Genomic DNA, 20190 nt, shown 5'->3' on the forward strand with positions numbered 1-20190 from the left:
GGTCAGCCCCGCACCGTGATCCCCGCGACGATGTCCCGAAGGTCGTGCACTTCCTCCTCGGTGAGCAGACTGACCTGCACCTCGATCAGAAGCTTCTCGCCGCTGCTCGGCTCGACCGCGTGCAACGTCAGCTGACCGCCGTCGCTGACATCCATCGTGATGCTGATCGGTGAGTGCCGGGGCAGCGGGGGTAGTCCGCTGATCTGACCCTTGCCCTGGTCCACCGGCTTGTTCGCCGACAGTTCGGGGCTCTCCTCGGCGCCGGCCTGCTCGTGCAGCTCGATCTCGATCGCGGTCTGGCCCTCGACCACCGTGCGGGCACTCAGCTCTCGCTGCGTGATGGGTAGCGACTCGTTCGCGTGCACCAGGTGCTCGATGTAGTACTTGTCTGGCTGGGATGCCCAGTCGTCCGCCGTGGTGTCCTGGAGCTTGACCCCGAACGACTTCGGTAGCACCGTGACGATCCGCTTGTTGGCGCTGGCGGACAGGGCCTCCTCGTCCACCCCGGTCGCCAGCGCCAGCGCCTGGACCCGCTCACGCTTCTCCTCGGCGGTGGGTGCGGCACCCTCGCCGTCCCACGCCCAGACGGCGCGGCTGAGCGCGTAGCGGGCCGCGCCCTTCGCCACCGCGAGGTCCGGGTCGTGCAGACGTGGCGTCCAACCCCACTTCTCGGTCAGCTCCCTCGCCACGGCCGGCATCTTGCTGGAACCACCGACGAGCAGCACCTCGTCGATGGCGGCGGCCGGGTCGTCGACACCGAGCTTCTCGCCGAGTGTGCGCAGTGTCCGCTCGGTGTACACGATCGTCCGGTTGAGCAGATCGCCGGTGATCTCCTCGAACGTCTCCCGGCTGACCTCCACCGAGGCGGACGCGCCCGCGTAACGCATCGGCACCTTGCGCGACGTCACCGTCGACAGCTGTCGCTTGACCTCCTCGGCGGTCAGCGCGAGGTCCTGCATGAACTCCTCGTCCAGCGTCGGGTCCTCGGCCGGCTGCGCACGGGCGACGAACTCGTCCACCAGGTACTGGACCAGGCGGGCGTCCCAGTCGGTGCCGCCGAGCTGCTGGTCGCCGTCGGTGCAGAGCACCTCGACCGCGTCCACGCCGATGCGGATGACTGTGGTGTCAAAGGTGCCGCCACCGAGGTCGTAGACGAGCACCGTCCGGGCCGTGTCTTTGCCGAGGTCGTACTGGAGGGCGGCGGCGACCGGCTCCGGCACCACCTCGACGACGTCCAGGCCGGCGATCCGGCCGGCGTTGCGGGTGGCGTCGCGTTCCAGCAGACCGAAGTACGCGGGGACGGTGATCACGACTTTGCGGACCGGGCGGTTGGTGTAGTACTCGGCGTCCTGCGCCAGCTGCTTGAGAATCAGCGCGGAGATCGACTCAGGGGTGTACGTCGTCCCGTCGAACTCCCACTGCGACTCCTTGCCCATGCTCCGCTTGACCCGCTCCACCACCCGGGACGGGTAGAGCCGGGACACGTTCTTGGCGGCCTCGCCGACCACCACCTCACCGGTGTCCTGCTCGAAGTAGACGACCGAGGGGGTGGTCTCGTTATTGGTGATGACGTTGCGGACGACGGCGGGCCGTCCGGTCTCGTCGACATACGACACGACCGAGTAGGTGGTACCCAGGTCGATTCCGTAGAAAGTCAGGTTCTCGTCCGACATCCTGCTCCTGTCCGCCGATCGATCGGCTGTCACGGTGTGGGCGCGTGTTGGTTTTCGCTCTCCGGCTCCGGATGGGGCTCGCCCGCCGGGGGCTGCGGGTCGGGAATCCAGCGGTGCACGCGGACCGCGGCGGGCACGGCCGTGCGTCCCGTCTCGACGTCGTGGTAACCGTCGAGAACCACGGCCGCGACGGTGCCGTCCTGACCGGGGTCCCTCGCGGGCTCGGTCGCGGTGGCCCGCTGCGTTGACGTGTCGAAGGTGGCACCGACCGCCGGTGCCAGCACGCTGATGCCGCCCCGTTCCAGCGTCAGTTCGAGGTTGGCGGCGTAGCTGCGCAGCATTTCCGCGGCGGCCGTGGCGTCGAACGTCGTGGGCAGCCCGGCGGCGGTACGCAGCAGGTCGTGGCGCAGCCGCTGGAGGTCGGTCAGGAGCGGGCGGAGCAGAAGCCGTCGCTCACCGGCCCGCAGCCGTTGGTTCTCCTCGTGCAGCCGGTCGATGACCTGCTCGCGGGCCGCGGCCCGGTCCTGCGTGCGGGCGACCTCGGCCCGCAGCCCGGCCAGCTCGCCGGTGAGCCGATCCGCCAGCCCGGCCAGCTCGTCTCCGAGTCGTTCGGTCAGGCTGTCCAGCCGGTGCGGCGGGTCGCCCGCCGGCTCGGCATGGACCTCGCCCGCCGGCTCCGCGAGATCCGCTGCCGACGGTTCCAGCCGCTCGGCCATCAGCTCCGACGGCGGCTCGGCCACCGGCGCGGTCGCGTCGACGCTGGCCTCCGCCGCGGGACCGTGCGCTTCCTCGTGCACCCGTGCTCCCTCCCTGGTCCACCGCCGCCACTGTGGGCGTCTGGTCGTCTGTCCCTGACGGACAGCTCCGCCGTCCGTCAGGGACACACGACGATCGGCAGACGCGGAGGGCGATCAGCATGATTCGGCGTACGGTGGCAGCCGCCGCGGCGGCACTGACGGCGGTGGCGATGGTCTTCCTGCCCGTCGCACCGGCGGCGGCAGCACCGGCGAACAGCGACGAGGTGTACGCGGCGCTCGGCGTCAACAAGGTCGCGGCCGACTACGTGGTGATGGTCGACGTGTCCCGGTCGATGCGCGACGGCGGCCGGTACGAGCAGGTGCGACGGGCGCTGCGATCCTTCCTGGCCGCGCTCGCGCCGGACGACCGGGTTGCGCTTGTCACCTTCGCCGATTCGGCGCGGGTGGTCCACGACGGGCCGGTCGGCCGTGCCCCCGACCAACTGGTGGCGAAGCTGCCCCGGAGCGCGGACGGGCGGTACACGGACATCGGCGCGGCCATCGAGACCAGTCTCCGGCTGCTGGCGCGCGAGGGTGTGCCGCCGATCGCCACCGTCGTCCTCCTCACCGACGGGCGGCACGACCCACCCGTGGGCAGCGCGTACCCCTTCGAGCAGGGGTACGCCTGGAACGAGCTCGTCCGTTCCGGCCGGTCGCTGAAGAAGACCTCCCTCACCGCGTACGCCGTGCCGCTGACCGGTTCGACGGGCGCGCCGCTGCTCGCCCGGGTCTACCCGGGCGCCAAGCTGCTCGCGCCCACGTCGATCGATCGGCTGGGCGACCAACTCGAACAGCCGAAGGCGTCGGCCCGCGCCGCGAAGGCGCGTAGCGTCCTCGGCGACGACGTGTCCCACGGGGTCCAGGTCGTCTGGCCGGCCGGCGCGGGCCGCCTGGGGGCCGGCCGGACCCGGCTGGAGGTCCGGCTCCGGTCGACCACCACCAAGGTCCCGCTGGTCGTCGACCACCTCCTTGTTCGCAGTGACCGGCCCGACGTGCGGTTGTCCGTGCCGGGCGGGCCGGTGGAACTGCCGGCCGGCGGCACCGCGACCGTTCCGGTGACTGTCGACTGGGACGCTGGCCCCCGGCGGGTAGCGCCGCTGGCCCGGGTCACCGCGGACGCGACGTTGACGCTCGATGGCGAGGTCGGCTCCGCGTGGGCGGAGGTTCTCACCGATGAGCTGGGCGTGGACTTCGCCCCGCGGCTGGACGGCGGCCCCACCCGCGGCGCCCTCTCCGCCCAACGCGGCAGCATCGGGTGGTGGTCCCTGGGCGCGGCGCTGCTGACGGCGATGGCAGTCGCCGGTTGGTGGGGCCGCGGCCGGCGGCGGCACCCGGCCCTCGCCGGCACGTTGCGTCTCCGCGACGCCTCAGGCGGTGAACGTGACCTGGCACTCAGCGGCCGCCGGACCGCCATCACCGCGGACTCCACGGGGCTGCCCGGGTATGGCGAGGTGACCGCACACCGGCCCTCCGTCGGGGCGTCCGAGGTCCGGTTGGTGATCGGCTACTCCCGGGACGGCTCGGTCGCCGAACGGGAGGTCGGCACCTGCGGCCCGGGGGAGACCGTCGAACTGGGCGGAGTCGACTTCACCTGGCGCACCGCGACACCGGCGGCCGCCGCCGCGAAGAGCAGCCTGATCGGTCCGTCGCGGTGATCGGCGGCCCGGCCGAGGAGGACCGCCCGGCAGCACCCGCTCCAGGCCCGAGCGCGCCCGTTCCGTTGGGCGACAGCGACCTCCTCGCCCTCGGCGAGCTGGTGTCGACCGATGGTCGTGGCCCGGGGGAGGAGAGACCGACCGAGCCTGTCCGCGCACGGTGTGGACGGCCGCTGCTGTATCCCGTGCCCGGCGAGGATCTGCCTGCGCACCTGCGCCGCCGATCCGAGGCCACCGGGCGGCGGTACGTGGGGGCGCTGTTCGCTTTCGACCTCGACGCTCTGCCGCGACGGCAGCGGTACTCGGCCGCCCGGTTCGAGGTGATCCTGACCGACCCGGCGGCCCTCGCGGTCCGGCTCGACGGCGACGGCGGCACGCTCGGCCTGAGCTGGCCGGCGGCGTTCGCCGAGCCGACCTCGACGACGGCAGTGCACGCGGTGACGGCGGCCCGGGCTCGACCGGGCTGGCTGGCCCGGCTGGCGACCCGGGCGGGGTCGCCGCGCGCCCACGTCTTCGGCATTCACCGCCACGAGTTCGGCTGGGTGTACGAGGATCCCCGAGGTGACCTGCTGGTGCCCCGGGTGCACGGCATGCACGCTCTGCTGGAGTTGCCGCCCGGCGTTGGCCGGGTCGCCGGGGCACTCGACGTGCGGGTGCGGGTGACGGGTGGGCGCGACCCGTACAGCGCTGGGCTGCGCGAGTCGGTGACGTTCGACGAGGCGTTCGAGGCCGGCGGGGCGGTCGAGGGCGCGGCGGTCCGGCTCTGCATGGCCGTTGACGTCACCGGCTACAGCCGGCGCAGCACCGCTGCTGCCGAGCAGGTGCAGCGCGACCTGGTCGCGTTGCTGTCCCAGGTCCGGCAGGGCGCTGGCGTACCGGAGTCGGCCGTCCGGCCCCAGCCGCAGGGCGACGGCCAGTTCACGGTGCTGCCGGCCGGGATCGACGAATCGGTGGTGATCTCCCGCCTGGTCACTGGTCTGGGCCAGCAGTTGCGCGTGCTCAACGCCGGCCGGCCGGCGGCGGAGCGGCTGCGGGTACGGGTGGCACTGCACCGGGGCCTGGTGAAGCCCGCGTCCAACGGGTGGGTCGGGGTGGCGGCGATCGCGGTGCACCGGATCCTCGACAGCTCGCCCCTGCGCGACGCGTTGACCGCCCGGCCGGCCGTCGACTTCGTCCTCGGCGTTCCCGACGTGCTGTTCCAGGACGTCATCCGGCACGCCACCGAGCCACCGCTGCCGGCGGACTTCGCCCCGATCATCGTGGAGTTACCGGCGAAGGGGTTCGTCGAGCACAGCTGGCTGCACATCGGACCCGAGGAGTCAGTGTGAGCACGCTCTACGCCCTGTTGGTCGGCATCAACTCGTACCGTGCGCCCACGGTGCCCGACCTGAACGGCTGCCTGACCGACGTGGTGGAGGCGAGGGCCTTCCTGGAAACCCGGCTGGCGCCCGGTGTGACCCTCGCACCACTGTCGTTGCATGACGGCCAGGCGACCCGGGCGGCGGTGATCGAAGCGATCCGGTCCCACCTGGGCCAGGCCGGCCCGGCGGATTCGGTCCTGTTCTGGTTCAGCGGTCACGGGGCCGAGGCGCCCGCCCCGGCCTGGTGGTTCGAGGAGTCAACGGGCATGCTGCAGACCCTCGTCTGCGCGGACAGCAGGGACGGCGAGGTGCCCGACCTGCTGGACAAGGAGCTGTCGATCCTGCTCGACGAGGTCGCCCTGCGGGCCGGGCACGTGGCGGCGGTCCTGGACTGCTGCCACTCGGCGGGTGCCACCCGCGAGCTGCCGGGCACCCGCGCCCGGATGGCGGTGCCGATGGCTGCCGCGCCGGTCCGCGAGTTGCTGATTCCGGAACTGCTGGTCGCGGTGCCCGGACAGACGTCCGCTCCGGAGCACGTCGCGCTGGCCGCCTGCCGGTCCGACGAGCTGGCTCAGGAGATGAGGCTGGGCGGCCGGCGGCGAGGCCTGTTCAGCTGGGCTCTGCTCAACGCCCTCGGCCGGTTGGGCCCGGCGGCGACGTATCGGGATCTGCTGGCCGCGGCACAGACGGAGGTGGAGCAGAACGTCTACCGGCAGGTGCCGCAGCTGGCGCCGGCCCACCAGGGGATCGCCGACCAGCCCTTCCTCGGCGGCCCGTTGGCCCCACCCGCTTCCGGCCTGCTGCTGCGGTACGTCCGTCAGGGCTGGGAGGTCGACGCCGGCAGTTGTCACGGCCTGGTCGCCACCACCACGGACGAGATCCGGCTGGCCGTGGTGGGCGAGCTCCCGGTGCGGGAGGTCCGTGCGGTCCAGGTGCTTGCCGAACGGAGCCTGGTCGAGCCGATCGGCTGGCAGCCCGATCGGGATCGGCAGTACCGGATGGTGCTCAGCCGGGTGCCGCTGCCGGCCACCACCGTCATGGTGGGCGGGCCGGGCCAGGACCGGGCCACCGTCGCGACGGTGCTGGCCGCGCTGGGCTCCGCCGGCCCCGGGGGCGGGCCTTCGCCGCACCTGCGCCCGGTCGGTCCGTCGGACGTGGGCACCACGCCGGAGCTGATGGTGCGGGTTCCGCGGCGCGATCTGGCCATCGTGGTGGACCGTCGCGGCACGCCGCTCGCCGGGGAGTTGACCGACATCCACCGGGACGGGGCGCGGCAGACCGTCCACGTCCTGGAGCACATCGCCAGGTGGCGACAGATCCGGGAGCTGAACAATCCGGTGACCGGCCTGGCCGGCGCGGTGACGGTGGAGGTGGTCGCGGCACGACCGGGCGAGCGCATCGCACCGTTCGACCGGCCGCCTGTCGCCGCCGACGTCGACGGTGTGCTGCGGCTCCGCTACGAGCGGGGGCCGGGCGGCTGGACGCCGCAGACCATCTTCGTCCGCCTGCACAACCGCAGTGACCGGATGCTGTTCTGCGTTCTGCTGGACCTGACCGAGCGTTTCCGGGCGCATGCCGAGCTCTTTCCGGGTAGCTTCGTCGCCCCCGGCGGCCGGGCGGCGGCCCTGCGGGGACGCCGGGTCGTGGCAGCCCTACCGTCGGGGGAGGCACCCGAGCCGGGTGCCCGGGTGCGGGACTGGCTCAAGCTGGTGGTGGCCGAGGAACAGTTCGGCCCGGCGCCCTTCGAGCTGCCGGCGCTCGGCGCGCCGCGCGGTGTCGACCGTGGGCCGTTGGCCGTCCGGGGGTTCCTCGACCGGATCGGGCGCGCCGTGCAGCATCGCGACCTGGTGGCATCCGCTGAGGACGGCGCGTACGACTGGACGACGGTGACCGTTCCTCTCGAGGTGGAGGTGCCCCGGAGCTGAACGGTCGGGTCAGAGCCCTCGCAGCACCATGGCGGTCCGATAGGCCGGGTCGGTGAGGTCCAGGTCGGTGCGGCCGGCGAGGGTCGCCGGGAGCAGGGTGGGCGCGATCCGTCCCGGGGCCCGAAGCCGTCGGCCCACCGCCCGGACGGCCGCGGCGGGGCGTAACCCGCCGCGCACCAGTTCGGTGTGCAGGAGGGTCAGCATCAGCGTGGCCACTGGGCGGGGTATCGGCCGGACCCAGTCGACCACGGCGGTGAACCCGGCGGTGAGCAACGCGTCGGCGAGCGGTGCGGATTGCGCGCCGACGGATGGCAGGACGGCCAACCCGCCCTCGGCCCCGGCCCGCCCCGCCCGCCCGGTGATCGCGGCGGGTGTCAACGCGGCGGGCCCGGCCAGGGCCAGCGCACCGTCGGCGTCTACGTCGCAGTCGAGGTGCAGCATCGACGCGTCGAGGTGGGCGAGGACGTCGTCCGGGGTGCCGGCGCCGTCGGCGCCTGAGCCGACCCGGCCGAGAACGATCGACCGTGGGTAGAGCCGGCGAAGCCGTTCCACCTCGGCCGGGCCGCGGTCGCCGCGCGGATCGCTGACGAGCACCGGCGCCTCGGTGACCCGCATCGGCACCCGGCGGGCCAGCTCGGCCGCCTGTCGGGCCGAGGTGACCGCGGAGACCACCACCTGGTCGTCGTCCGGCAACGGGCCGCCGACGACAGCAAGCCGGTCGGGTAGGGCCCGCTCGGGCGGGACGCGGTCGAACCGGCCGGTCTCGGTGTGCAGCAGCATCAACCCGTCCGCCCTGGGCCAGCCCAGCGCCGCGACCCGGACGCCGTGCAGTGCCGCGGCCACCGGGGCGAAGCTGGCTCGCAGGGTCTCGCCCAGCCGTCCGGCGGGGTGGCGCTCGTCGAGCAGCCCGGCCAGGTCCACGGCGAGCGGAACGACGCCGAACGGGTCGGTGGGCAGGGCGTCCGTGGCGGCCAGCAGGTGCGCGGCGGCCGACCGGACATCGTCGTCGGTGTCGCCCCAGCCGTCGTCGGCGTCGTCCCTGCCGCGCAGGTACAACGCCACCGCCAGGGTGATCTGGTCCTGCGCGGTGGCCGCGACTCCCGCCGCGTGGACGACCGAGCTGGCCAGCCCCACCAGGTCGTCCACCAGCCCGACCCGCGGGGCAGGAGCACCGGGGCGAAGCAGGGCCGCGAGGGCGGCGTTGAGCTCATCGCCGCCGAGTCGTTCCCGGAGAGCGCGGCGCAGCGTCGCCGGGTCGGGCGGTGTCGCCGCCGGCCGGGGCGTGGGCACGGATGCCTGCTCGGCACCGTCCGGCACGGTCACGACGGCGACGGGGCGGTCCAGCGGGTCACCCGTGGCCTGGGTGGACAGGTCGAACAGGGAGGGTATCGGGAGCCCGGCCGTGACGCCGCCCTCCATCCGCTGCTGCATCTCCTGCATTGTGGTCATCAACCGCATCATGGGCCCGAGATCGAACGGGGCGCCGCGTTTCGGCGCACGGTAGAAGTCCCGCATCGCCTCGGCCAGCTCCAGCATGACCTTCGTGGCCTCGGCCACCTCGACACCCAACTGGTCGGCGTTGACCACCTCACGGAAGCACTCCACCGCCCGCTCGGCCTCGGCCAGCGTGGCGGGGTCCGCCGGGGCGCCGCTCAGCCGTCCCGCCAGGTTCCCGGTGGCGAGGCCGCGAGACAGCCCGGCCACGTAGAGTTGACCGAGGGCGAAGCGGGCGATGACGGGAAAGACAGGTGGCAGACCGACCGCCGCGACGGCCTCCTCCAGCAGCTCGATCGCCTGCTCCCGGTCCTCGTTCGGGCCGCCGTGGGCAACGTGCCGTGCGCTCAGCAGCCAGCCCGACTGGGCGGCGATCTGCGCGCGCAGCGGGTCGCCCGGGCCGAACATGCCGTGCGCCTCCACCAGGCAGGCGATCGCGTCGTCGAGCGCCGGCTGCCCGCTCGCCTGGCCAGGGCCGATGCGCCAATAGCGGTCGGCCAGGATCTGGGAGAGCTCCATCAGGGGGCGGACGCGGGCGGGCCCGGTCAGCCGGGCCAGCTGATCCCGCAGACGCCTCTCCTTGTCATCGTTCACCATCGGCCCCTCTCGTCCTCGCGTGGTCGCATCACTGCCCCCAGTGGACAAACCCGGCCCAGGCCGTGACATGGGAGAGCCCGTCCTGGTCCAGGTGTCGGCGCATCGGCTCCGGCATACCTTCCGGAATGGGCCACTCCGGGCCGAGCATCCAGCTCTGCGCCTGCCGCAGCGCTTCCCACGCGGGCAGCCCCTTCGTCATCAGGTGGTGGTGGAACATGTACATCAGCACCGAGGTGGCCCGGTCGGGGATGGCCCACTGGGTCGAGAGCACCGACCGGACGCCGCCGGCGAGGAAGGCCGTGCCCAGGCTGTACGCCTCGTCGTAGCCGCTGATCGCCTGACCCGTCCGGCAGGCGGCGAGCACGATCAGCCCGATGGCGCGCTCCGGGGAGCGCGAGGTCAGCTCGACCAGCTCCTCCGCGGTCAGCCGCCCACCGCCGGCCAGTAGCAGGTAGGAGGTGGCCGCCGCCGGATCGGTGTTGATGACGCCGTGACAGGCGAGGTGTAGTATCCCGCCGGCGCCGGGGTTCGCACCGGTCAGCCAGGCTCGCACCTCGTCGACGCTGCCGGGACCGGACCGGCTCGGCGACCCGTCGGGCCGCCGGCCCACGTACCGGCCGCCGGGATAGAACGACCGGTGGATGGCGTATGCCTCCACCCTGGCCGCAGCCAGGTCCGGCGCCTCGCCGCCCGGGTCCGGGTCCCCGACGACCAGGCCGACAGGCGTCGGCGCGACCGGCGGGAGCGCCGCCGAGTGGCAGAGCATCCGGGCCGAGGCGGCCTGCGAGATGGCGACCAGCCGCACCGCGTACGTGCCGTCCGGCCGGCGGGCCGCCTGCCACGGGATCCGGGCCAGTTCGCCCATCGGCACCAGGACCATCCGGGGCGGTCGTCCGGTGGTCGGGCGGGGGAGGGTCGGCAGGTACTGCTGCACGAGTGGGCCGATCGCCGCCCGCCACGCCCAGTCGCACATGGCGTCGAGGCTGCCGGCGAAGTCGACGGGGTCGTCGAGCGCGGTCAGGTCCCGCTCCGGGTCCGCGATGGCCGCGTCGCGTCGGACCAGGGCCGTCAGATAGCGCTCCACGTCCAGGTCGTCGAAGAGATGCAGGTTGGGCAGGGGCAGGTAGGCGGGTGGGCCCTGCGCGGGCGCGATGACCGCGTAGCCGGGTACGGGTGCCGTGCTCGGCACCAGGTAGACGAGCATGTCCGCGTCCACGGTGTGCAGCGCGGCCCGGATCTCGCCGAGCGTCGGCGCGTCGAGCAGTGCTCCCGTGCTGCTCTGCTCGGTGAGCACGGTGAGCACCTCGCGACGCAGGTCGATCGGGGCCTCCTCCGCCGCGCCGGACGCCGTGGTCGTACGCCAGCGCGCCGCGAGGTCGGGTCGGCCCGCGTCCTCGAGTCGACCGGGGATCTGCCGGTTCTCGGTCGCCGCGTAGAGGGCCAGGCCCCGGCCCGCGTCGAGTGCCCGGATCGCGCTGGCCGGATCGTGGAACACCAGGCACTGGCGGGCGACGTCGACGGCCTCCTGTGCGGCCCGGCGGGCGGCCGAGTTGGCCGCCCGCAGGTCGGTCTGGAGCAGCACTCGCCAGGAGTGTTCACGCAGGCCCTCGAGGGCGACGGCGTGTGGTTCCGCCACACCGGCGTGCCGCCGCCGTACCTGTGCCAGCAGTTCGTTGATGACGGACCACAGGGGGTGCGCCGGCCCGCCGGCCAGCCGCTTCGCACGCCCCAGCACCTCGTCGGCCTCGACCGCGTCCGACATCCTGCCGGTCACGTCGCCCCGGGTCACCAGCCCGAGCGCCAGGCCGACGAGATGGGAGGTGAGGCGGGGGTCCTCGGGTGGTGCGATGTCCACCGCCGTGCGGAAGTGCGCGACGGCCTGTTCGACACGGACGGGATCGGTCTCCTCGCCGAGGCCGAGCATCGTGCCGCCGATCCCGGCGTAGTGCATCGCACGGTCGCCGGGGGAGAGGTCGGGCCGTTGCGCCACGGCGGTCATGGCGGCGAGCTGTTCGGCCGTGGCGACGACGGCCGACCCCGTCTCGTCGACGTCCTCGCGAAGCACCGCGGCCAGCGGCATCAGCATCGGCTCCAACGACAGCACCGAGGCCCGCAGCGGATCTTCGGCTGGCAACCGCTGCACCGTCTCGCGGAGCAGGCCGAAGGCCGGCCGAAAGTCGCCACCACTGTGGTGCACCGTCACCAGGTCGGTCAGATTGGCGAAGGCGTCACCGAATGTCGTCAGCGCCGGGTTCCCGGCCAACGTCTCGCGGACCCGACGGGCCTCGTCGGGCAGCCGTTCCATCGCGGCCTCGTCACCGTCCTCCATCGCCCGCAGGAGACCGATCATGGTCCTCATCACGTCCCACAGTGGTGCCACCGTCGGGTCGTCGCCGACACTCGGCGCCAGGGCGAGGAGGGACTCCGCCTCGGCGAGCGTGACCCGCGGGTCCGCATCCTCACCCTCCATCCCGGCGCGTAGCACGGCCATCACCCGGGCCGCGACGCGCACCATCGGCCACTCCGGGGTATCGGGTGGATCCTCCTCGGCGATCTCGAGAAGGCTGTCGAGTTGCCGCAGCCGGTGGAGATCCGCCGTCGGACCGCCGCGGACCAGAGCACCGAGCAGGTCGGCCGCCAGGACACCCCGGATGGTCAGGTCGGCCGGCAGCCGGTGCAGGTCCTCGATCGCGGTGTCGAGGTCGCCCCGGCCGAAGGCCGCCCGACTGATCGCCACGCAACGCCTGATGATGTCCGATGCCCCGTCCAACCGCGTCCCTCCCGAGTGCCACCTTCCGACTACTCCACCTGACGGACAGCGGCGTCGAGCGGATGCTCAACTGCCCAGGCTTGCGGCCCGTACGGGCAGATGCTGACGCTCGCCGATGTTGGCAGAGTGCAGGGGGGCAGCTGTGCTGAGAACGGCGCACGGTCAGTGGTCAGGACCAGGCGGTCAACGCCTCCGGATATTTCCATCCCCACCGAGATTTCGGTGACCCTGGGACGGACCAATCCGTACTCCGGCCGGGCCGCGACCTCGACCGCCACCTCCACCGCGCCGCGACCCGGCGGCCATCACTCCTGGCTACGCGGCTGAGCCGCGCAACCTGACTGCTGTGTGAGTGTCAGCTGTCCGAGTTCCTGGGTGCATCGGGTGAGCGCGACGTAGAGGCCGTTCCAACCGCGCGGTTCGGCGGCGATGCCCTGCGGGTCGATGAGGAGTGTCGCGTCCCATTCCAGTCCCTTGGACTGGGTTGCGGTGAGCACCGGCACATCACTGAGTACGGCTTGGAGTGTGGCGATGCGCTCCGCGGGGGCGATGACGCCGACCGTGCCGCCGTGCCACCGTTGCTGCAACTGCCGCACCGCTTCCACGGCGGCGCCGGCAAGCTCAGCGGGGGTGGTCGTGAGTTCCCAGGGGGCGATGCCGGAGGAACGTACCGCTCGTGGCGGAGTGTTGTGGCTGCCAGCCTTCTTCAAGACCGGTTCGGTGAGGTCCATGACCTCGCGTGGGGTCCGGTAGCAGATGGTGAGTTCCGCGCCGGTCCAGCGGTCTCCGAAGGCGGCCCGCACCGCTTGTGCCCAACTGGTGTGCCGGTGCGCTGCCTCGGCCTGGTCGATGTCGCCGACGGCGGTGATGGACCGACTGGGACAGCGCCGGAGAACCATCTGCCACTGCATCTCGGACAGCTCCTGCGCCTCGTCGATGACGACGTGGCCGTACACCCAGCCGCGCTGGCGGCGAGCGCGATCGGCGAGGAACTCGCCCTGTGGTTGCGGGGTGTCGACCTCGCCGAGCAGGTCGGCGAGGGCGTCGAGCAGAGGGATGTCGCTTGATGCCCATGGAGTGGGCTCGGCCGCGACGGCCGTGATCTCATCGGGGGACAGTTGAGGGGCGAACCGGGCCAGCAGGGTGCTGTCGGTCAGGAAATCAGCCAGCAGGGTTTCGGGGTCGAGGGTGGGCCACCATGCCTCGATGAATCGGGCGATGGTGGCGTTCTCGGCGATACGACAACGAAGCTGTTCGACTTCCTCCTCGGAGAGCAACCCGTCGATGTCGCTGCCGGTGGACGTCCGGGTGGAGTGGTGGTCCTGCTCCATGCCCTTGTCGACGCGGGCGAGGATGTCCTCGAAGCCTTCCTCCATCTCGGCCATCAGCGCCTCGCGCTGCTCGGCGACGACATCGGCCAGAAGGCGGTGCAGTTGCTCGGCGAACGCCGCGCGGGCGCGGTGGTACGGGCGCCCCTGCACCGCCGAGGCGAGCGCCTGCGCCACAGTTGCGGCTGGTATGACATAGAACTCGCCCTCCCAGCGCAGCTTCAGCTCGCGCGGTCGGGGGAGCAGCGACGCGACGTAGCTTTCGAGCGTGGGTTGCCAGAGGGCGCGGCCCTTGATTTCGGCGAGAAGCCGGCTCTCGTCGCGGCCCACGTGGACGTCGGCCAGCAGGGTGTCGCAGGTCGCCGAGACGACGGCGGTCTCACCGAGCGCGGGCAGCACCTGGGCGATGTACTGGAGGAACCGCGGCGAGGGGCCCAGGACCAGAACCGCCTGGTCGGCCATCTTTCGGTGGGTGAACAGCAGGTACGCGACGCGGTGCAGGGCAACCACCGTCTTGCCCGTGCCCGGACCGCCCTGGACTATCAGCGGGCCGGTCGCCTCAGCCCGGATGATGTCGTCCTGTTCGCGTTGCAGGGTGGAGATCGCCGTGGACATGCGACCGGTGCGCCGCTGGTCGAGGGCGGCCAGTAGAGCGCCTTCGCCGACGAGGTCCGCCGTGGTGCTCCCGTCCAGGGGCTCGTCGTCCACGCCGACGACGGCCGATCCCGTCGTGCGGATGTGCCGGCGCCGCGCCTGACCCTGTGGGTCGACAGCCGTCGCGGTGTAGAAGGGCCGAGCTGCGGGAGCGCGCCAGTCCACCAGCAGTGGCTCAGCGCCCTCACCGTCGTTGCGGAGACCGACACGGCCCACGTGTCGCACGGTGCCGTCAAGGCCGTCGAGGCGGCCGAAGACCAGACCGTCCTCTGCTCGCCGTAGCTCGTCGTACTGCTGGCGGAGCATGCGCTGCCGGGCCCGCTCCAACGCGTCCAGGGGCTCTGACGAAAGCTCGACCTGTAGGTGATCGGCCAGCCTGTCGCGCCGGGCCGTGGCCAGGTCGAGAAACGCCTGTTCCTCGGCGACCGCGGATCGACGCGCTGCACCCTCTGCGGTAGAGGTCGGCAGTTGGCCGTCCGGTGCTACTTCGTCGACGCCGGCGGTGCCGTCGCTCAGGGCAGACTTCCGGTGCATTCGCAAATCCTTGTATCGGGGTAACCCTCGGCCCGGATGAGCCGCAGCGCATTCGGCGGCAAGCATAGAGTTGGTCTCCCTTACCGGCCAGGAAATCCGCCGGCAGAGATCGGAATCTCAATGCCTTGCAGTTTCGGGGTCGCTTGTGGCCTCACCAATCCCATTTTCTTATTGACAGTCCGGTCTTTATCTGTTCTATGGGACCTGGCTTGCAGACCGTCCTGTTCGGGAGGCGACCACCGGCTCGAATCTGGCGACCTCGCGCCGGAGATCATCGGAGGCATAAACCTCGACGAGGACACCACCGACACTGGTATTCCCCTGGGCTTCGTTGTCCGACCGGGAAGTCCAGGGCGACGGGCGCTCTGGTCGCAGCATCGCACCGAGGGACAGGCATCGGATCGGAGTTACCCGCCAAGCCACCGCTGGTTCCCACACCGCAGTCGGCCCGTTGCCGTCCAGCCCCCTACCCGTTCTCGTCGACGAATCTGTGGCCCACGGACCGGTCCTGGTTCATCTGGACGGACGAGGTCGCGCGGCGCGAGGACGATCACCGCGGCGGCGAGGGCTGTCCCGCGCAGGTCAGCTCAACGTGAAGGACACGTCGTCGACGTCGAAGGCGGTGGCGCCGTTGCCGGCCATCTCGCTGGCGAGGAAGCTGACCGTCGCGGTGCGTTCGGTAGTGGCGGTTCCGCTCGACATGACGTATTGCCGCCACTCCGCCCCGCCGTCGAAGGCCAGCGAGAACCTCGTCTTCGGGGGAATCCCGGTGACCGCCAGCCCGACGTTCAGGTAGTCGCCGCGGCTGGTCTCCGTGGTGGTGGTCCGCACCCAGAAACGGACCGTCAGGTCGCAGTTGGCCGGAACGGTGACGGTGGTGCGCAGCAGGTCGCTACGTGTCACGTCCAGCCCAGCGAAGGTGGCGTACGCGCGGCCGGTGTGTGCGGGCCGGGTCGCGTCGCCGAGCACGACGATGCGGGGGCCGGCCGTCCAGCCGGTGGTGCCGCGCTCGAACCCCGGGTTCGGGTGGATCTGCCCGGTGCAGGGCGGGTCCGCCGCCGGCTGGCCGTGGGATGCGCTGCCCGTGGCCAGGAGCAGCAGGGCCGCGACCGAGACGGTGGTGACGAATGCCTTCATCGGTTCTCCCCGCGTCAATACATTCGAGATGGTCGATGCATATCGACGATGCGCGATGCGACGTGGGCGCGTCAAGCCCTTCCCGCAGTCGGCTCCGCGTGGGCGGCGGCCGGTCGCACCATGCTGGCGCTACCGCCTGCGGCGGGCGTCGGCCTCGGTGTCGAGCAGGTCGTTGAGCGTCAGCGCTGAGTTGATCAATGAGAGGTGGCTGAACGCCTGGGGATAGTTGCCGATCTGCTCCCCGGTCGAGGCGATCTCCTCGGCGTAGAGGCCGAGGTGGTTGCTGAAGGTGAACATCTTCTCGAACGTGAGTCGGGCGTCGTCGAGGCGGCCCGAGCGGGCCAGCGCTTCGACGTACCAGAAGGTGCACATGTTGAAGGTGCCCTCGTGGCCCGGGAGGCCGTCGGGGGAGTGGACCGGGTCGTACCGGTGGACCAGGCTGTCGGAGACCAGCTCACGCTCGATCGCCTGCAAGGTGGACTGCCACAGTGGGTCGCTCGGCGTGACGAAACCGACCGACGGCATGGCGAGCAGCGCGGCGTCCAGCACTTTCTCGTCGTACGCCTGCACGAAGGTGCCGCGGGCCCGGTCGTATCCGCGCTCCATGACCTGGTTGTAGATGCGGTTGCGCTGTTCGGTCCAGCAGGTCATGTCCCCGGGGCGGCCGGTGCGGGTGGCCAGCCGGATGGCCCGGTCCAGCGCGACCCAGGACATCACCCGACCGAAGGTGTAGTTGCGGGGGTGGTGGCGACTTTCCCAGATGCCGGCGTCGGGTTGGTCCCAGTTGTGGCAGAGCCAGTCGACCAGCCGGACGGTGCTCTTCCACACCTGGTGCGAGACGCGGATGCCCTGCTCGTCGGCGAGGTGCATGGCGTAGAGGGCCTCGCCGTGGATGTCGAGCTGGAGCTGGTCGGCGGCGCCGTTGCCGATCCGCACCGGCCGGGAGCCTCGGTAGCCCTCCAGATGGTCCAGCACCTCCTCGTGCAGGTCGGAGGAGCCGTCCACCCGGTACATGATCTTCAGCGGGTCCTGGTGGTCGCCGGCCTCGCGGATCCGCTCGTCCAGCCAGTTCATGTACTGGCTGACCTCCTCGGTGAAGCCGAGGCCGAGCAGCGCGTGCACCGAGAACGACGTGTCGCGTACCCAGGTGTAGCGGTAGTCCCAGTTGCGGGTTCCGCCGACCAGCTCGGGCAGCGCGGTGGTGGGTGCGGCGATCATCGCGCCGGTCGGCGCGTACGTCATGAGTTTGAGCGTGATGGCCGAGCGCTCGACCATCTCCCGCCAGCGGCCGGTGTAGCGGGAACGTTCGAGCCAGCGCCGCCAGTAGTCCCGGGTCCACTCGAACATGCCCTGGATCTCTTCCGGCGAGAAGATGCGCGGTTCGGCGCCGCCCGTCTCGAGGACCACCCCGCCGGTGTCGCCCTCGTTCAGCGTGCCGTACGCGACAAGGTCGCCGCCTTCAAGGTGGACGTCACCCTGTTCGGAGATCAACCGCCGCACGGGGTCGACCGGGTTGAACGTCAGCGTCGCCGACCGGCTGCGGAAGACGTAACCGTTGTGGTGGCGCTCAAGCTGATGCTCTTCGCGGGCGTAGTCGAACCGCGGCCGGCACTCCACCCGGAAGCGCATGCTGCCGCGGACCATGGTGACGGTGCGGACCAGCCGATGCGCGTCGGTGGCCCGCTCGCCGGTGACCGGCATGAAGTCCGTCACCTCGGCCACCCCGTCGGCGCTGATGAACCGGGTGATCAGGATGGGTGTGCCGGGGAGGTAGAGCTGCTTGGTCACGTACCGCACGTCGTGCGGGGCGATCTGGAAGTAGCCGCCCTTCTCCTTGTCGAGCAGGGCGGCGAAGATGCTCGGCGAGTCGAACCGCGGCGCGCAGAACCAGTCGATTGTCCCGTCGCACGTCACCAGCGCGGCGGTCTGCAGGTCGCCGATGAGCCCGTGATCCTCGATCGCCGGATAGCTGTCCACGTCTCTCCCCGGTTCGGCTGCGTCCTGCGCACCGAACCTAGGGGAGGAATTGTCGTCTTAGGTGAGATTCACGTTCCGCCACCCTGTCGCGTGGCACAACCTGCACCGACCATCCGGCAGGCCCCGTCTCGTCTACCCGATCTGACCGGGCACGAGGAGCGCGGCTGACGGTAAACCGTTTCCGGGCCCTGCGAAGATCATCGGTGCGAGCAACCTCGCCTCAGGGTGTTCCTGCTCGTCGCGTACCACTCGGACCGGAAGAGGGGCAGTTGTGGCCAGGAACAAGCCGCCGTTTGCGATGAGGGCGATGCTCAGGCTGGAACGCGGCACCGCGAATGCCGCCGCCACTCTGCGCCGATACGCTCCGCTCGCCGACGAGCTCGGCGCCGACGGGATGGACGTCGACGTCGAACGCGCGGACGTGCTGCTGTCGGGCCGCCTCGTCGCCGTCAGCGAGGAACGTGCCATGCACGCCATGGCGCGCCCGCTGCTGCACCGCTTCGGGTGGCGCGAGCGGGACTTCGTCTACTCGTCGAACGTCCGCTACGCCGAAACCCTGGAACCCCCGTCCGGTCCGCCGGCCACCCGTCTGGTGATCAACCGGGCCAATCAGGAGCTGGGCTGGGAGGGTGCGACCCACGGCACCGGCCGAACCCCCGACCGGACCATGGAGATCGGGCCGACCGAGGCCGAGTTCGTCGCCCGGCTCTTCGTCACTGTCGCGGCGACCACGATTGCCGGGACGGTGGAGGCGCTGGAGCCGTGGCTGGCCCGCGTCGAGCCCGCCGCGGTGGGCGTCGACCCGGGCCGCGCGGCCCTGTTGTTCCTCGCCCGCGCCGACCTTGGGACCGAGGCGGAGAGGCTCGGCCTGGGCCCGGTCGAGACCGGCCGCATCGAGGCGGATGCCGACCACGTCATCGAGACCGCGACGGCCGGCGACGGCACGACCCTCTGGCTGCGCCGCGGTACCGACCCGGTCTCCCGGCACTGGCCGGGCATCATCGAGATCCGAGAGATGGTGATCGACGACTCCTACCCGGACTAGACGGGAACGCTCGCCGCGCCGGCCCCCCGCCGGGCCCGGGTGTCAGTGCAGCGGGCGGCAGGAGGAACGGATGACCAGCTCGGTGGGGAGCCGGATGTGGGTGTCGCGTTCGACGCCGGCGATCAGGTCGACCAGCAGGCGCAACGCCTCGGCGCCCATCCGTTGCAGCGGCTGCATGATGGTCGTCAGCGGCGGGTTGACAAGCGCCGACTCCGGTACGTTGTCGAACCCGATCACCGACAGGTCGTCGGGCACCGACAGGCCCATGTCGCGGGCCACGGTCATCGTGGAGATCGCGGAGAGGTCGTTACCCGCGAAGATCGCGCTCGGCCGGTCGGTGAGGGCGAGCAGCTCCGCGGCCGTGCCGGCGGCGCTCTCGATCCGGAACCCGCCCACGCGGACGAGGCGTTCGTCCACCGGCACGCCGGCCTCGGCCATGGCACTGCGGAAGCCGGCCTCGCGCAGCTGCGCAGACTTCAGGTCGGTGCGTCCACTGATGTGCCCGATCCGCGTGTGGCCGAGGGACAGCAGGTAGTTGGTCGCCAGCACGGCGCCGGCGAAGTTGTCCGAATCGACGGTGGGCAGGTCGGACGGCCCGGTGTGTGGGTCGACGGCCACGACGTGGAAGCTGTGCTCGGTCTCGACCACGGTCGGCGTGACGATCACAGCCCCGTCGATGAGTGTGCCGGAGAGTCGGGCGAGTGAGCGCCGCTCCCACCCCACGGCGGCGCCCTCGCCGTCCCCGCTGGAGTAGGCCAGCAGCTGGTATCCGCTCCCGGCGACCTCCTGCGACGCCCCCTTGAGCAGCTCGGTCGAGAACGGCTCGAACTCGGCGACCAGGATGCCGAGCACGTTGGTGCGGTGGCTGCGCAGGCTCTGCGCCCCCAGGCTCGCCTCGTAGCCGAGCTCGTGGATGACCTGCTGGACGCGCTCCACGGTCGCCTGGGCCACGCCGTAGCGGCCGTTGACGACCTTCGACACGGTCGCGACCGAGACGCCGGCAGTACGTGCCACATCCGACATCTTGACGCGCTGCTGAAACACCACGTCGATGATGATAGGGCCCCGCTGCGGGCGCGTCGCCAGCGACTCGAAAACGTTATCGATACCGATTGACATCAAGTTACATGACTGTAAAACTTCGCCGCAGGCCGAGTACCGCGACTGACTAGTCGAGGAGACATCGATGGCAACGAAGCGGCGTGCGAGTGCCGTTCTGGCACTGTTAATGACAAGTGTTGTC

General features: G+C 71.5%; 12 protein-coding genes. 4 read left to right on the forward strand and 8 right to left on the reverse strand.

Going from position 1 to position 20190, the window contains the following annotated elements; genetic code table 11:
• Positions 1–2: 2 nt before the first annotated feature.
• Positions 3–1673 carry an Hsp70 family protein gene (locus MED15_RS19155; RefSeq protein ID WP_112602664.1) on the reverse strand — a complete coding sequence of 557 codons (1671 nt, stop codon included), beginning with the start codon at positions 1671–1673 and terminating at the stop codon, positions 3–5.
• 29 nt (positions 1674–1702) lie between these two features.
• Positions 1703–2470 (reverse strand): nucleotide exchange factor GrpE, encoded by a 768-nt coding sequence (gene grpE / locus MED15_RS19160; RefSeq protein ID WP_112736479.1) that lies wholly within the window; start codon positions 2468–2470, stop codon positions 1703–1705.
• Between the two features lie 119 nt (positions 2471–2589).
• Here grpE and MED15_RS19165 point away from each other — a divergent pair, with 119 nt between their 5' ends.
• The 3 genes from MED15_RS19165 to MED15_RS19170 all read left to right on the forward strand — a co-directional run bounded on the left by MED15_RS19165 (position 2590) and on the right by MED15_RS19170 (position 7411).
• The gene (locus tag MED15_RS19165) at positions 2590–4125 is read left to right on the forward strand and encodes a vWA domain-containing protein (protein ID WP_112602660.1); all 1536 of its coding nucleotides are present in this window, start codon (positions 2590–2592) and stop codon (positions 4123–4125) included.
• A 185-nt stretch (positions 4126–4310) separates the two neighbouring features.
• Positions 4311–5453, forward strand: a complete 1143-nt coding sequence (locus MED15_RS33240; protein WP_146766731.1) for a hypothetical protein — start codon at positions 4311–4313, stop codon at positions 5451–5453.
• On the forward strand, positions 5450–7411 hold the full coding sequence (locus MED15_RS19170; protein WP_146766732.1) for a caspase family protein: 1962 nt from the start codon (positions 5450–5452) through the stop codon (positions 7409–7411). Before MED15_RS33240 ends, MED15_RS19170 begins: the two co-directional genes overlap by 4 nt.
• 9 nt (positions 7412–7420) lie before the next feature.
• Here the strand turns inward: MED15_RS19170 and MED15_RS19175 are convergent, their stop codons facing one another.
• The 5 genes from MED15_RS19175 to MED15_RS19200 all read right to left on the reverse strand — a co-directional run bounded on the left by MED15_RS19175 (position 7421) and on the right by MED15_RS19200 (position 17902).
• Positions 7421–9502: a hypothetical protein gene (locus MED15_RS19175; RefSeq protein ID WP_112736483.1), complete on the reverse strand. Its 2082-nt coding sequence runs from the start codon at positions 9500–9502 to the stop codon at positions 7421–7423.
• 28 nt (positions 9503–9530) lie between these two features.
• Positions 9531–12239: a CHAT domain-containing protein gene (locus tag MED15_RS19180; protein ID WP_112736485.1), complete on the reverse strand. Its 2709-nt coding sequence runs from the start codon at positions 12237–12239 to the stop codon at positions 9531–9533.
• 338 nt (positions 12240–12577) lie between these two features.
• Positions 12578–14788, reverse strand: a complete 2211-nt coding sequence (locus tag MED15_RS19190; RefSeq protein WP_112736489.1) for a HelD family protein — start codon at positions 14786–14788, stop codon at positions 12578–12580.
• 582 nt (positions 14789–15370) lie between these two features.
• Entirely contained in the window at positions 15371–15925 is a 555-nt protein-coding gene (locus tag MED15_RS19195) for a hypothetical protein (RefSeq protein ID WP_112584407.1), read from the reverse strand.
• Positions 15926–16054: 129 nt separating this feature from the next.
• The gene (locus MED15_RS19200) at positions 16055–17902 is read right to left on the reverse strand and encodes a glycoside hydrolase family 15 protein (protein WP_112584408.1); all 1848 of its coding nucleotides are present in this window, start codon (positions 17900–17902) and stop codon (positions 16055–16057) included.
• Between the two features lie 271 nt (positions 17903–18173).
• Here MED15_RS19200 and MED15_RS19205 point away from each other — a divergent pair, with 271 nt between their 5' ends.
• Positions 18174–18947, forward strand: coding sequence for a hypothetical protein (locus MED15_RS19205; protein WP_112584409.1), 774 nt, complete (start codon positions 18174–18176; stop codon positions 18945–18947).
• 42 nt (positions 18948–18989) lie between these two features.
• Here the strand turns inward: MED15_RS19205 and MED15_RS19210 are convergent, their stop codons facing one another.
• Positions 18990–19994 carry a LacI family DNA-binding transcriptional regulator gene (locus tag MED15_RS19210; protein WP_112584529.1) on the reverse strand — a complete coding sequence of 335 codons (1005 nt, stop codon included), beginning with the start codon at positions 19992–19994 and terminating at the stop codon, positions 18990–18992.
• Positions 19995–20190: the final 196 nt, after the last annotated feature.

Origin of the sequence: Micromonospora noduli (assembly GCF_003264475.1) — a bacterium.
GTDB lineage: Bacteria > Actinomycetota > Actinomycetes > Mycobacteriales > Micromonosporaceae > Micromonospora > Micromonospora noduli.

Excerpts from the sequence above, each read along its gene's own strand:
- MED15_RS19190 (WP_112736489.1), bottom strand. The coding sequence starts at position 14,788 with ATGCACCGGAAGTCTGCCCTGAGCGACGGCACCGCCGGCGTCGACGAA.
- MED15_RS19195 (WP_112584407.1), bottom strand. The coding sequence starts at position 15,925 with ATGAAGGCATTCGTCACCACCGTCTCGGTCGCGGCCCTGCTGCTCCTG.
- MED15_RS19175 (WP_112736483.1), bottom strand. The coding sequence starts at position 9,502 with ATGGTGAACGATGACAAGGAGAGGCGTCTGCGGGATCAGCTGGCCCGG.
- MED15_RS19165 (WP_112602660.1), top strand. The coding sequence starts at position 2,590 with ATGATTCGGCGTACGGTGGCAGCCGCCGCGGCGGCACTGACGGCGGTG.
- MED15_RS19155 (WP_112602664.1), bottom strand. The coding sequence starts at position 1,673 with ATGTCGGACGAGAACCTGACTTTCTACGGAATCGACCTGGGTACCACC.